Raw genomic sequence first — 14,150 nt, 5'->3', positions numbered from 1 at the left:
AAAATGACAAAGTTACCATACAATCCAAAGTTAAAGCAACGAGCAAGAGAGCTTAGAAAAGCTGGAGGTTTATCAGAAGTTTTATTTTGGAATATGGTGAAATCAAAAAAGTTCTTAGGTCTGAATTTTCATAGGCAAAAAATTATAGGTAATTATATTGTTGATTTCTATTGTCCAGCTTATCGCTTAGTTATAGAAATTGATGGTTCTAGTCATAATGATAAAGAAGAGTACGATAGTATTAGAGATGAATACTTAAATAGCTTGGATTTAAAGGTAATTCATATATTAGATAAGGATATTAAAACTAATCTTGAAGGTGTGATGATGTGGTTAGAAGAGCTTGTGTCAAAACTACCCCGTCAGTCTGCGACTGCCACCCCTTCATAAATGAAGGGGAATCTTTTCACCTTAGTTTACTATTCAACAATATGCTAAAATACTAATAGAGTATTTTAAATTGCTCGTTTTTTACTGAAGATATTGAAGTTAACCCAGAAGAGGGTATGGTTTGGTAAGTGGTATTTGCAGAGGTAGATTTTAATAACCTACTTCTTAGATTACGCGGTCAAGCCTGACGGAATGACATACCATTTTAATATAGTTATACCTCTTCACTAATAACGATGGGGTGTTGTTATGATTACAATCAAAAATGATAATTTATTAGTAGAGATTAGTGAGCTAGGTGCCGAAGTTCGCGCTGTTATCAATACTACAACCAATCATGAATATATGTGGTCTGGTGATGGTCGCGTATGGGCTGGAGTGTCACCGGTACTATTTCCAGTAGTTGGGAAATCTCATGGTAATAAGATCAAATACCAAGGTAAAGAATATCCTATGGGAAATCATGGTCTTGCTCGTCATACTGTATTTGATATTGTTTTACATAGTGAAAATAGTGTTATTTTAGCTATGGAGACTACCAAAGAGGACTATCCTTTTAGACTAAGATTTGAAGTCACATACACTCTTGAAGCTAATAAACTTCTCACAGAGTATAATATTATAAACCTAGAGGATAGTGTTGCATCATGTGGCTTTGGAGCTCATCCAGCATTTGCTTGTCCTTTTGATAACAAGCATAAATTTAGTGATTATGAGATTACATTCTCTGAGCAAAAATTAGATTTTCATCCTATTACACTAGAGGCTTTTTATACTGGTGAAACCAAGCATTTCAAACTATCTAAAATTGAACTAGATAATCATACTTTTGATAATGATGCTCTTGTGTATAGTGGTTTCACAGATAAAAGAGTCAGATTAGTTGAGAAAGGTTCAAATCGTTATATTGAAGTGACTTTTGATGGCTTTGAATATCTTGGCTTATGGTCAAAACCTAAGGCTAATGCTCCGTATGTATGTATTGAGCCGTGGTGTGGCAGAAGTGATACACTAGGTATGGATGTTGATATTGAGTATCGTATAGGTAATGTTGAGATAGAACCTAAACAGATTTTTTCTCGCGCATATACTATAGAATTTGGGTATTAGTTATATTATTCAAAATATGATAAAAGTTTATACTTTTTGAATTCGTAAGATTAATTACTGTGAGTAATAGACTCTAGTATATCTAAGTATGTATCTATAAGAATAAATCCTTCATTATCCGTTGTTACATTTTTTTGTCCAAAAGGCTTAAGAAAACCTTCCGGAGCCATATCTCTGCTGATACTTTTTGTGGCAGCAAATTTCATCACGCTATTACTTATTTCTTCTTCACTGGTATTAGCATGTTTAGGTTTATATGACATTTGCATTTCTTTTTGGACAGAGCCTATATCTTTGCAAGTGACTTCATCAGTTACTAACTTTAGATATACAGACTCTGCGGGAGTTGTTGATACAAACAGGATATTTACACAGTTTTCATATTTATGACTATTTATCTGTATTTCAGGTATGAGCTTGTAAGCAAGTAGTTTTTCATTAACAGCGCCATATCTATCACCATTATCCAAAAGCATCTCTTGACCTAGCGTGATTCTAGCTGGTAAGAGTAGGGTGCTGTTAGGATACACCTTGTCAGTCAGATATACATCACCAAAGAAATTTACATAATAAGTCTCATAATATTGTTCTAATATTTTATCTTTGCTGTTTTTTACAGTTACAAAGTACTGACACTTTGTGTTGTCATTATTGCAAGACTCAATATCTATATCAATAAAAATAGATTTGTTTGCTTTTAGGGCTGTTCTTTTGTAGTGGTACTGAGTATTAGGTTGCATAGATATGTAATCACTACCGTTAATTATAGTCGTAGAACAGCCAGCCAATAATGCTATTGAAATTAAAGCAAAGAGTATTTTTTTCATATATTTTTACTTTGTGATAGACATAAGTATATTTTTGTAGACAATTGGTTTTTCTGAATTAAAAGTCTCTTTTAAAGTATCTTTGACTAGCCCAATTTTTTTACAGTATGTTTCTGTACTTTGAGTTTTTTCAACCTGTCCTTTATATTTTACAGTTGAGTTAGCTTCTAGCTCAATACAGTTCTCATAATCTTTACCGTTAATAGTCAGTTTAGGAATTTCTTTTTTAAATTCATAAGTATTTGAGAACTTACTGTTACCTATTGTTATATCTTCTTTTCTAATCTTGTTAAATTCTATATTAGCTGGTAAAAGTAGTGTTTCTTTATCAGAATTAGGGTATTGAATATATACATCGCCGTTATTTTTCGTTATATAACTATATACATACTTTGATTGAGATACTTCTTTACCCGATGGTTCTTTAATTTCGCTGAAATACTGACATGATGTCTTATCATCGCTACAGTTCTTTATTGTTGTTTGAACTAAGAAGTTATCTTTATCATCAGCATCAACACGTTCGAAATTATATGTTGTACCAACATCTGTTGAAATATAGTCACTACCTTTTAATACTGAGCTATAGCCCGTAGATGCTAGAGTCATAATTGCGATTGATGTGAATATAAGCTTTTTCATGCTATCTCCTTTTACTAGGTAATCTATTTTGACCTGTATATTAAAAACAATAAGTATTTTTTAGTCATAATCTTTAGATAGTATTATAGCAAATGAGCTGAAAAAAATTAGTAAAATCGTTGGAGAGTAATATTTATAAAAATGTTGACAATATGGCTCCATTTGAGAGAATTAAAATATATTTATGTTGAATCAAATAAATCATTGTATATAGTCGCTTCTTGTTTTTAGCCATATGTTTTTGTGTCTGATGTGTCGAGGGTGCTTATACATGTTTATCGAATAGGATAGTAAGATGATAAAAAGGTATGACGTAGCAGAAATCTCAAAGATTTGGGCAGATGAAAATAAATATGCAAAAATGCTTGAGGTTGAGTTAGCAATTCTTGAAGCTTTAGAGGACAAAATGGTTCCTAAAGGTACGGCAGCTGAGATTCGTGCTAAAGCAGAGATTAGACCTGATAGAGTTGATGAAATCGAGAAAGTTACCAAGCATGATATTATAGCTTTTTGTACTTCAATTGCTGAGCAATTCACAGCTGAAACTGGTAAGTTTTTTCATTTTGGTGTTACATCTTCAGATATTATCGATTCAGCTCTTAGCTTACAGATCCGTGAGTCAATGGAGTATGTTGTTAGAGACTTAGAGTCTTTATGTGATTCATTATTAGCAAAAGCTCAAGAAACAAAAGAAATCATTACTATGGGTAGAAGTCATGGTATGTTTGCAGAACCTATGAGCTTCGGTCAGAAGTTTTTGGGTGCTTATGTTGAGTTTAAACGTAGACTAAAAGATCTTAAAGAATTCCAAAAAGATGGTTTGACAGTACAGTTCTCAGGGGCGGTAGGTAACTACTGTATTTTAACTACAGAAGATGAGAAAAAGGCAGCTGATATTTTAGGTTTACCAGTTGAAGAAGTATCAACTCAGGTTATCCCAAGAGATAGAATTGCTAAACTAATTTCTATTCATGGGCTTATTGCTTCTGCCATTGAGAGATTAGCAGTTGAGATTAGACATTTGCATAGAAGTGATGTTTTCGAAGTGTATGAAGGTTTCTCTAAAGGTCAAAAAGGCTCTTCAACTATGCCACATAAGAAAAACCCAATTTCTACTGAAAACTTAACAGGTATGGCAAGGATGTTAAGATCTCATGTATCTATAGCATTAGAGAATTGTGTACTATGGCATGAAAGAGATATTTCTCATTCTTCTGCAGAGCGTTTTTACTTACCAGATAACTTCGGTATTATGGTTTATGCGCTACGTAGAATGAAAAATACTATCGATAACCTTGTTGTTCAAAAAGATATTATCGAAGATCGAGTAAGAAGTACAAGTGCATATTTATCAAGTTTCTATCTACATTTCTTAGTAGCAAATACACCATTTATGCGTGAGGATTGTTACAAAATTGTTCAGCAAGTAGCTTTTGATCTTAAGCAAGGTGAGTCATTCTCGAAAAACTTGCAAAAAGTAATGCAAGATGAGCATAGTATCATTTTAGATGTTCCAGAAATGGATTTTGAGGGTATCAAGAAAACTTATCTAAAAGAAATTGATCATGTTTTTGCAAGGTCAATCAAAGTTTAGAAATGGTTTAAATCAGTTTCCATTTATCTCTTCATTATAAATATATATCTTTGCTAGATACATGTAGTATCATTACATAAAATTAATATCCTAGTGTAGACATTATTTAAAACAATATTATACTAAAGCAGTATAGTTGTTATTATGTCGTATTTTATTTTTATGTTGTATAAACAAATTAAATCAGTATTGAAAATTCCTAGACATACCGTATATACGCTTATTATATACAGTTTACTATTAGGTTTTTTATCACTAACAATTCCTGTATCAGTTCAAACATTAGTTAATCTTGTTGGCGTTAGTTTGTCTATTAGGCCAGTTATATCATTGATAACTATTCTGTTTATTCTATTAACAGCAGCTTTTTTTGTGAGGATTTTTCAACTAAAGCTTGTTGAAGATATCCAAAGGAAAATCTTTGTAGATGTCGTGTTAAGAGTTATAACTGCTATCTATCGAGTTGATTTTAACAAGTTAGATAAGATAAATGTTCGCGAGAAAATTAACAGGGCTTTTGAACTTAAGTTTTTGCAAAAGTCGGTATCAGTTATTTTTATAATTCTTCTAGATATATTCTTGCAGACTCTTTTTTGTGTAATTATTTTAGCGTTTTATCATCCATTATTTTTAGTGTTTGATATTTTATTGGTTGCTTGTATCATATTGTCAATATTTGTGCCGATGAACGCTGGGTATAAAGCTGGACTTAAAGAGTCGAGCAATATTTATGATATTGTTGACTCTCTTGAAGAGAAAACAGCGGAGTTTTTATCATTTAAACAACGCCCTCTAAATAATTCTATGAAAAAGGTCGATACTAAATTATGTAACTATTTAGATGCTAGATCTAATTTCTTTGGTGTAGTCTTGAGACAACATGTATACATAGGTTTGACATATATATTCATAAATATTCTATTATTAGGTATCGGTAGTTATCTGATCATAAATGGTCAGTTATCTATTGGCCAGTTGATTGCTGCAGAGCTTTTGGTCAATATAGTTTTACTTGGATTACTGAAATTTAGTCAATATTTATATGATTGTTATGGTTTTCTTGTGGCGGTGCGTAAGATTCTAGATTTATTGGAGATTTCTCAAGAAGATAAAGTGCGTGCAGAGCATAAAGAAGCTAAGCTAGCTGATAATGTTGTATCATTGGATGTTATATTAGCCGACGATGAGCAAAAGTATACTTTTGATTACACTCAAAATCAGTTTTATGAACTTTGTTTATCAATAAATAGTGCGCAAAAGCTTCTAGATTCTTTCTTTGATGATAATTCTCTTGGAGTAATAAAATTAAATGGTGTCTGTCTGACAAACTACTCTAAGCAAGAGATTAGTGACAAAATCCATATTGCTAGTGGTATAGAGGTCATTGCAGGTACTGTGCTTGACAATTTATGTGAGGGTGATTTCTCTCAAGAGAGGCTTGAGTATCTAAGTGAATTATTAGATATCTTTGGTATTACGTTTCTTGAAAAGTATTTTGAAAAAGAAATTGATTCACAAACTATCAAATACAATTTAGAGTTTAATACAATGGTAGTATTAAAGATGAATTTAATAAGAGCTATTTTAAAACAGCCTAAGCTATTAATACTAATTGATTCGTATGGCTTAACAAACAGGAATGGTCATATGGCAATTACACATATGCTACGTAAAATAGCAACACCAACGTTAATTATATCTATTCAGTAAGTGGGGATTTAATGATGCAACTAAAATCATCAGAAATGCTTAGAAAAGACCCTAGCTTTAAAAAGATTATATTCTTGGTTTTATTGAGCATTATTGTTATAGGTGTTGTCTTGGGTATGATTCCGTGGCAACAAACTATCGATGGCTATGGCGATGTTACAACTTTATCACCATCTGAGCGTCAGCAAAATATATCTGCTCCTATTGGAGGTAGACTAGGTAAATGGTATGTATTTGAAGGTGATGCTGTTAAAAAAGGGGATCCTATCGTTGAGGTGCTTGATCTTGATCCTGAGGTTGTCTCTCGTTTAGAGGAAGAAAAGGCAGCGATTGAGCTAGGTATCAAGTCAGTTAAACTAGCAATAAAAAATACACAAAATAATATCGAAAGACATAAGTATCTAGTAGATAAAGGAGCGAGTACTCAAAGAATATATGAGCAGGCTCAGATGGAGATGGTAAATTATACTCAAGAACTATCAAAACTTAATGTTGATCTAGCAAAAGTAAAAGTACAAATAGCACGTCAACAAAGCCGTTTAGTCAAAGCTCCTACTGATGGTGTGATAATGGATCGTATCCATGGTATGGGAGGGGTAATAGTCAAAGATACAGATGTATTAGCAGTTATAGTTCCAGAGAGTAAGTCTAGAATAGTTGAATTATGGGTTAATAGTATGGATGTACCTATGGTCAAGGTTGGCGATAAGGTAATGCTACAATTTGAAGGATGGCCTGCTATACAGTTTAGTGGTTGGCCTCAGGTAGCAATCGGTACTTTCGAAGGCGAGGTTATATTTATCTCTCCACAAAATAATGCCCAAGGACAGTTTAAGATATTTGTTAAACAAAGTGGTAGTAGGGATTGGCCATCTCCTGATGTGTTAAGACTAGGTACCAAAGTACATGGTTGGGTATTGCTTAATGATGTTAGTTTAGGTTATGAGCTATGGCGTAGATATAATGGTTTCCCGATAAATCTAAACAGTAGCCAGCTACATATAGGTATCAAAAAGAGTGAATCAGTGATTAAACCTGTAACGATAAAAGAGCAAGTACAGAATCAGCCATCAAATATAAAATAGCAATAGCTACACCTTTCTTTATGTTTATGAGTATTCTATAATTTATGGGTATTTGTTTCTAATGATTTATTTGGGTGTTTAAATGGATAAAAAACTAGTAAAACATATTGCTAAGCTATCTTGTTTTGATTTGAATGAGCAGCAGTTAGAGCAGTATACTCAAGACCTTACAAATATTTGTAAGATTCTTGATGCCATCAAAGATTTTGATGCTAATGGAGTTACACCGATGGTTTCTCCAATTAGTGTTGATTTTAAATTTCGTGAAGATATTCCTCAAGATCAAGATAATCGAGCAAGTTTTGATAAATTTGCTTGTGAAGTAGTTGATGATTATTTTATGGTGCCACAGGTTGTTAAATAGGGTGAGCAATGTCATATATTAAAAAATTGAGAGCTAGGCTAGATAGTGGCGAAGTCACAGCGGTTGAACTAACTAAGCAATATCTAGCAAAAATAAAAGACCAAGATAAAAGTATAAACTCTGTAATAACACTATGTGAAGCAGAGGCGCTAAAAGAAGCAGAAAATGCTGACGCTATTATTTCTGCAGGTAAGCAAAGTTTGTTGACTGGTATACCTATTTTGCATAAAGATCTTTTTTGTACAAAAGGTATCAAAACAACAGCAGCTTCTAAGATGCTAGATAACTTTGTAGCTCCATATGATTCAACAGTTACAAAAAACTGTAAAGATCAAGGTATGGTAACTCTTGGTAAGTTAAATATGGATGAGTTCGCTATGGGCTCAACTAATGAGCATAGCTATTACGGAGCTGTTAGTAATCCTTGGGACTTGGATAGAGTACCAGGTGGATCTTCAGGTGGTTCAGCAGCTGCAGTTGCTGCAGGCTTTGCTCCTGTTAGTACAGGTTCAGATACTGGTGGATCTGTGAGACAGCCTGCGAGTTTTTGTGGTCTAACAGCTATGAAGCCAACTTATGGAAGTACTTCAAGATTTGGTATGGTAGCCTTTGCATCATCTTTTGACCAAGCAGGTATCTTTGGACATTATGCAGAAGATGTGGCTATTATGTTAGATGCTATCTCTGGAGAGTGTCAGTATGATTCTACGTGTGTTGGTGTCAAAGAAAATCATTTTACACAAGATTTAGAGAAAGATATCTCAGGTAAAGTAATTGGTGTTGATGAAAGTCTAATCAAAGACCTACCAGCACAAATACAAGAAGCTGTGTCAAAAACTCTTGATAATTTCAAAAAGCTAGGAGCTGAAATAAAGTCAGTTAAAGTTCCTGATTTAAAAGAGGCTCTTTCAACTTACTATATCATAACACCAGCAGAAGCAGCTGCTAACCTGGCTAGATATGATGGTATTAGATATGGCTATCGTAATCCAGAAGCTAGAGACTTAGATGAGCTATACAGAAAATCTCGTACTGATGGTTTTGGTGAAGAGGTTAAGCGTAGAATCATGATAGGTAACTATGTGTTAGCATCAAGTCAGTATGACTCTTATTATAATAAGGCTCAGCAGCTACGTAAGGTAATGACTGATCAAATTAATCAAATATTTGAGCAAGTTGATGTTATATTCATGCCTGCAGCTCCAAGTGAAGCTTTCAAAAAAGGCGATAAGTTAGATCCTGTTTCGGCATATCTATCAGATATTTATACTATACCTGCTAATATATCAGGTCTACCAGCGATAGCTTTTCCGATTGGTTTTGCTAATGATTTACCTGTTGGTGGTCAATTCATGGCGAAGGCATTTAATGATAATGTTTTGACACAAATGGTCACGCAATATCAAAATAGTTATGGTATTGAAGAATTTATTTTAGAACAAGCGAGGATTTAATAGTGAATTGGGAAATGGTGATAGGGCTAGAGGTCCATATTCAGTTAAGTACTAAATCTAAGCTGTTTTCGACTTCTGCAACAAAATATGGGCAGCATCAAAATACTCAGGCTGCATTTTTAGATTTAGGTTTGCCAGGAACTTTGCCTGTAGTAAATAAAGAAGCTATTCGTAAAGCTGTTATATTTGGTTTAGCTGTAGATGCTAAAATATCAAAAGATAGTTTCTTCGCACGTAAGAATTACTTTTATCCAGATTTACCAAAAGGCTACCAGATTAGTCAATCTAATAATCCAATAGTCCAAGAGGGTAAGCTAGAGATTGAAACTTCTAGTGGAGCTAAAACTATCAGAATTGAGCGAGCTCATCTAGAAGAAGATGCTGGTAAATCAGTTCATGGTTATGTCGCTGGTGAGACAGGGTTAGATTATAACCGTGCAGGTACACCACTTTTAGAAATTGTTACATATCCTGATTTTAGGTCATCTGAAGAAGTAGTTTCTTATCTTAAAAAGCTTCATCAGCTAGTCAAGCATTTGGGTATATGTGATGGTAATATGCAAGAAGGCTCGTTTAGATGTGATGTCAACTTGTCAATTAGACCACAAGGTCAAGATAAGTTTGGTACTCGTGCAGAACTTAAAAACATAAACTCGTTTAGATTTATTGATAAAGCGATTGAGTATGAATATGCTCGTCAAATAGCTGTGCTAGAGTCTGGTGGAGAGGTTGTTCAAGAAACTCGTCTATATGATGCGGATGCAAATGAAACACGCTCAATGCGTGCAAAAGAGGATGCTTTTGATTATCGTTATTTCCCAGATCCAGATTTATTACCATTGGTAATAACTGATGAATATATCGAAAGTATCAAAAAGCAGATGCCACTCAAGCCAGAAGAGCGTGAAGCAGTCTATCGTGAGCATTTAGCTGATCAAGAAGTTGAGTTTTTATTATCAAATCTTGAAATAGCAGATTATTATGATCAAGTAGCAGCTGTGATAGGCTATAAGCCAGCGTATAACTGGATAACAGTCGATTTAATATCAACTCTTAATAGAGCGGAAAAAGAATTCTCAGTAGATATAATCCCAGCAGAGATTCTATTAGAGATTATTGATAATGTCCAAAAAGATGTTATCTCACAAGCGAATGCTAAAAAAGTCATAGCAGAATATATTGAGTCAGCAACATCTGTTGCTAATATCATCGAGAAACTAGGTTTGAAACAAGTATCAGATGAGAGCGCAATAAGAGAACTAGTTCAAGGTATAATTGTAGCTAATCCTCAACAGGCTGCTGACTTTAAGGCTGGTAAGATTAAGCTTATGAGCTTCTTTGTTGGTCAAGCTATGAAGGCAAGTAAAGGTAAGGCGAATCCTAAGCAGGTTAATCAAATAGTTCAAGAAGAGCTTAATAAATAAAATAGGAAAATCAAATGAATACAAATAAATTTTACTATCATCTTATGAAGCTAAATGTTTTAAGTAGTAGCTACGTTGATGATGCTTATAAAGTTGCTTGGAAAGGAAATGTATACCCATTTTTTCATGATAGCAAGTATGAGTTTCATTATGAGGTTGCAAAGTACTTTGACAGAGCTGATGAGAAAACTATAGATAAGCTTTGCTCTTTATTAGATGATTATATTGATGAGAAAACAGATTTTTCTAATTTCGAAGAAAAGGTTGAAAAGATAGTTGGTAAAGGTAATGTATTTTATGTTATTGATTATATTTTTAAGTCAGGCCAATACCAGCAACTTTTGGAAAATGTTAAATTGAATAAAATGCACTTTAGCCAACATTTTATTGATCGTTTTGTCGCTGGTGGCTATTTCGATTAAGTTTTCTACCTATATATTTATTCCTAAATACTCGTTAGCGATATATTCAAATAGTGCTTTATGCACTTGATAGGTTGGATGGACACCATCCCAGAATATATATTCTTGAGGATTATCACATAATTTACCAGTTTCAGCAGCTAAAATCGCACTAGTAATATCTGGATTCAGAGGAATTTTATTCATATCTAGCTCTCCTGATGAAATATTCTCAGATTCTTGAAGTAGGATAGTCTTGGGATTGCCTCTTAATAGGTTTTCATAAAACTCTTTTGAGTTTAGACCATCTGGATTATAAGAGAAATAACCACCACTCCAGCAACTTTGGTTGGTTTTGCTTGGGCTTATCGAAGTGTGATATTTTTTGTTGAAATTATCAGTATCATTAACAAGCATCTCAAATATTGGATTCATATCTACAAACTCTATATTAGTCTGGTCTTCAGCAAACTGTTTTAGAATTTGGTTATGTAGCGAAGATACTTCTTTTAAGAGGTTTTGGTTGCCTATATTTTTTGACTCTGGTGTTAAACCTAGATTAGGTAGTCCTATAACTAGAGTTTTTTGTGCTTTTACAGTTTTGATAGCTGCTATAATCTTGTCAGTAACCTCGCTAGCAATATTCTTGAGTAAGTTAGGATCTTGATTGGCTGATATTGTTAAATAGTCATTTGCACCAATAAAAAATATTGCTAGATTTTTATTGGTATCGTGAGCTCCATTATCGAGAGAATATGCTTGAAGTTCAGTGTCTATCGTATAGGGTAAGCCAAGATCTGTCCAAGATGGTTCAAAGACAGCGGTAGCTCCTCCAACAGCATAATTACTGATTGGGATTTTATTTTCTAGAATTCCACTTAACATTGTTGTCCAAACTGAGCCATTAGAAAACATACCTCTATAATAAGGAGTTGATCTTGGAATAATTCCATTTGTATAACCATATAAGTTGCCTGTATCGCTTAGGCTATCTCCAAATATAAGTATTCTTTCTATGTCTTTGAGTTTTGAGTCTTGCGGGTTTGTGAATTTCGGACAGGTAGAGATTGTAAATATAGGTATACGATATTTTAGTGTTGTTGTGTAGCTATGCCAACTATAGTCAAAATCATTATTTTGATGCTCTATAGCTATATCACCATTCAAATTATCAAAATTCGCACTATTAATAGTCCAACCATTTTTTAGATTAAATTGTATTGAACCATTATATTGTAAATTCTCAGAATGGAAGTTTATATCTATAGTTGAGTTATAATCTACAAACTTATCATTGGTATACTGTCCAACATTGATATACTGATTTGCATCTAATACTTGATTGTTTATGGCATTTCCAGTGCTATTTCCTGGAGATATGCTGAATGATATTGGGACTGAACAGTTATTCTCTATAATAATTTGTGATCTTGCATCAGCATAACATAATTCAGTTAAGGAAGTGGTTAACGTCAAAAAAACCAGACTAAGCTTTCTCATGTATACAAAAAATAAACTAAATAATAGTAATACTTTAGCTTAGCATTAACTCAGTGACTACATGTATACAGCAATGTCTATAGTGAAAGTATTCATATGCTTGTCGTTATATAACTTTTGATATGAATACTCTGGACCTATTAAGACATTGTTGTCAAAATATGCGCGTTGAGTTGATAAAACTAGCTGGTTTTTGATTCCAGATGGAGATTGACCAAATAGCAGTGGAGATGCTGGTAATGACATCGGTATATTAGCAGAATTATATGTTTGCCCATATGATACACCAAAGTTTGTATTTCTGCCGCCTAGCTGTAATGAATAGTTTGCTGCAGCATACCAGCCTCCAGCTAAGACATTTTGATTACTACCATTAAAGTCTTTTCTATTTGTAGTACTTGCCCAACCTGTTCCTAGGTTTAAAAAACCACCACCTATAGTGTAAGTTAGGTTACCATTAATGTTGAAGCTGCCTATATTATCAGTTGAAGAATTTTGATTCTCCAAAAACTTGCTAAAAGAAGCATTACCAGCTCCTGCAATATTAAAGACATATCCTGTATTAAAGCCAACAGCTAGGCTCTCAGTCCAACTCTCAGCGTAGAATAGTCCAGTTGAAAAATTTAGATGATTATCATCAGATCCAAAGACAGCTATATTGGCATTTAGAATGTCATCTTTATAGTTTAATGATATGTTGGTTGTTCTACCCGGTGCCAGAAATCCTGTTGTACCACCAGTCCATGGTCCACCACCACCAAAAGCACCTACTGATAGTTTACTTCTTCCAGCAGTTACAAATAATGGCGATGTATCTAGATTACCAAATATGACAAAAGCATTGCCTAAGCCAAAGTTATTAAGCTCACTAGTGCTGATATCAAATTGAGCGGTCACGTAGTGTCCTACATTGGCTAGAAAATATAATGTAGAAGATGTCAGAGAAATATTTTGACCATTAGCATTTAGAGTATAGCCATTTGAGATTCCCTCACTACCAGACCATACTTGAGCATCGACTTCTATTTTTCCGCCTAAAAATATAGCATAGTCATCAAATTTGTTGCGTTGTCCGATTACCGTAGATGAGAATAAACTGCCTGATATCATTCCTATAGGTATACTATTATTACCTGAGTAGGCTCCTAAAAATGTTACTTGTCCTCTGGTTGTAATAGCTGGGGCATTTCCGACATTAATAGCACCATCATGAGTAAAGATACCGCCTGCTAGGGTATTTCTTAAATCTATGATTGAATTATTTGTATTTATACTTGTGCTGATTTCGTAAGCATTTGTACTATTTTCAAATATTAGGCTTATATCATTAGGGTTTTGATCGGTTATTTTTGAGTCATATGTTGTTAATCGATTGGAGTCTAGTGAGTTTTCTTCCATATCACTAATATCAGCTTGTAATTTACGTATCTGCTGCTGTAGTTCAATGATAGCTTCTTCATTTAAGCTAAGCTCTTGAGCATTAGTGTTTGAAAAAGCTGTGCTGTAAGATAATAAAATAACTATACATATAATTATAGGCGCTGTAATTTTAGAATTCATAAGAATGTTATTGTATTAGAAGTAACAAATTAGAACTTAGATAATATCATCATGATAATGATAATCAATATCATTTATAGCAAATGAAT

At 33.5% G+C, this 14,150-nt stretch carries 13 protein-coding genes; 9 read left to right on the top strand and 4 right to left on the bottom strand.

The annotated features are described in order from the left end of the window. Positions 1-3 precede the first annotated feature (3 nt). Both IMS64_RS08745 and IMS64_RS08740 read left to right on the top strand, forming a co-directional pair. Positions 4-390 (top strand): endonuclease domain-containing protein, encoded by a 387-nt coding sequence (locus tag IMS64_RS08745; RefSeq protein WP_211490452.1) that lies wholly within the window; start codon positions 4-6, stop codon positions 388-390. 249 nt (positions 391-639) lie between these two features. Next, positions 640-1,500, top strand: coding sequence for an aldose 1-epimerase family protein (locus IMS64_RS08740; RefSeq protein ID WP_211490451.1), 861 nt, complete (start codon positions 640-642; stop codon positions 1,498-1,500). A gap of 50 nt (positions 1,501-1,550) precedes the next feature. Here the strand turns inward: IMS64_RS08740 and IMS64_RS08735 are convergent, their stop codons facing one another. Both IMS64_RS08735 and IMS64_RS08730 read right to left on the bottom strand, forming a co-directional pair. Further along, positions 1,551-2,327 (bottom strand): lipoprotein, encoded by a 777-nt coding sequence (locus IMS64_RS08735; RefSeq protein WP_211490450.1) that lies wholly within the window; start codon positions 2,325-2,327, stop codon positions 1,551-1,553. A gap of 6 nt (positions 2,328-2,333) precedes the next feature. After that, positions 2,334-2,969, bottom strand: a complete 636-nt coding sequence (locus tag IMS64_RS08730) for a hypothetical protein (RefSeq protein ID WP_211490449.1) — start codon at positions 2,967-2,969, stop codon at positions 2,334-2,336. A gap of 295 nt (positions 2,970-3,264) precedes the next feature. Between IMS64_RS08730 and purB the strand changes: the two genes are divergently transcribed. The 7 genes from purB to IMS64_RS08695 all read left to right on the top strand — a co-directional run bounded on the left by purB (position 3,265) and on the right by IMS64_RS08695 (position 11,022). Next, positions 3,265-4,563, top strand: a complete 1,299-nt coding sequence (gene purB, locus IMS64_RS08725) for an adenylosuccinate lyase (protein WP_012280326.1) — start codon at positions 3,265-3,267, stop codon at positions 4,561-4,563. Between the two features lie 162 nt (positions 4,564-4,725). Then, positions 4,726-6,273 carry an ABC transporter ATP-binding protein gene (locus IMS64_RS08720; RefSeq protein ID WP_211491108.1) on the top strand — a complete coding sequence of 516 codons (1,548 nt, stop codon included), beginning with the start codon at positions 4,726-4,728 and terminating at the stop codon, positions 6,271-6,273. 14 nt (positions 6,274-6,287) lie between these two features. Beyond that, a complete protein-coding gene (locus tag IMS64_RS08715; protein WP_004286934.1) occupies positions 6,288-7,358 on the top strand; it encodes an HlyD family secretion protein in 1,071 nt (356 codons plus the stop codon). 82 nt (positions 7,359-7,440) lie between these two features. Continuing rightward, positions 7,441-7,722, top strand: coding sequence for an Asp-tRNA(Asn)/Glu-tRNA(Gln) amidotransferase subunit GatC (gene gatC / locus IMS64_RS08710; protein ID WP_211490448.1), 282 nt, complete (start codon positions 7,441-7,443; stop codon positions 7,720-7,722). A gap of 8 nt (positions 7,723-7,730) precedes the next feature. Beyond that, positions 7,731-9,176 (top strand): Asp-tRNA(Asn)/Glu-tRNA(Gln) amidotransferase subunit GatA, encoded by a 1,446-nt coding sequence (gatA, locus tag IMS64_RS08705; protein WP_035737103.1) that lies wholly within the window; start codon positions 7,731-7,733, stop codon positions 9,174-9,176. A gap of 2 nt (positions 9,177-9,178) precedes the next feature. After that, positions 9,179-10,600 carry an Asp-tRNA(Asn)/Glu-tRNA(Gln) amidotransferase subunit GatB gene (gatB, locus tag IMS64_RS08700; RefSeq protein ID WP_211490447.1) on the top strand — a complete coding sequence of 474 codons (1,422 nt, stop codon included), beginning with the start codon at positions 9,179-9,181 and terminating at the stop codon, positions 10,598-10,600. 14 nt (positions 10,601-10,614) lie between these two features. Next, complete coding sequence (locus IMS64_RS08695; protein ID WP_044526984.1) at positions 10,615-11,022, top strand: hypothetical protein; 408 nt, start codon at positions 10,615-10,617, stop codon at positions 11,020-11,022. Between the two features lie 9 nt (positions 11,023-11,031). On the opposite strand, the gene IMS64_RS08690 is transcribed toward IMS64_RS08695, so the two are convergent. Both IMS64_RS08690 and fslE read right to left on the bottom strand, forming a co-directional pair. Continuing rightward, entirely contained in the window at positions 11,032-12,501 is a 1,470-nt protein-coding gene (locus IMS64_RS08690; RefSeq protein WP_211490446.1) for an SGNH/GDSL hydrolase family protein, read from the bottom strand. Positions 12,502-12,558: 57 nt separating this feature from the next. After that, a complete protein-coding gene (gene fslE, locus IMS64_RS08685; protein ID WP_211490445.1) occupies positions 12,559-14,061 on the bottom strand; it encodes a rhizoferrin import outer membrane protein FslE in 1,503 nt (500 codons plus the stop codon). Positions 14,062-14,150 lie beyond the last annotated feature (89 nt).

Origin of the sequence: Francisella philomiragia (genome assembly GCF_018135955.1) — a bacterium.
Taxonomy (GTDB): Bacteria; Pseudomonadota; Gammaproteobacteria; order Francisellales; family Francisellaceae; genus Francisella; species Francisella philomiragia.
Note: the sequence above shows the minus strand (reverse complement) of the source record. Positions and strands in the feature narration are given on the sequence as shown.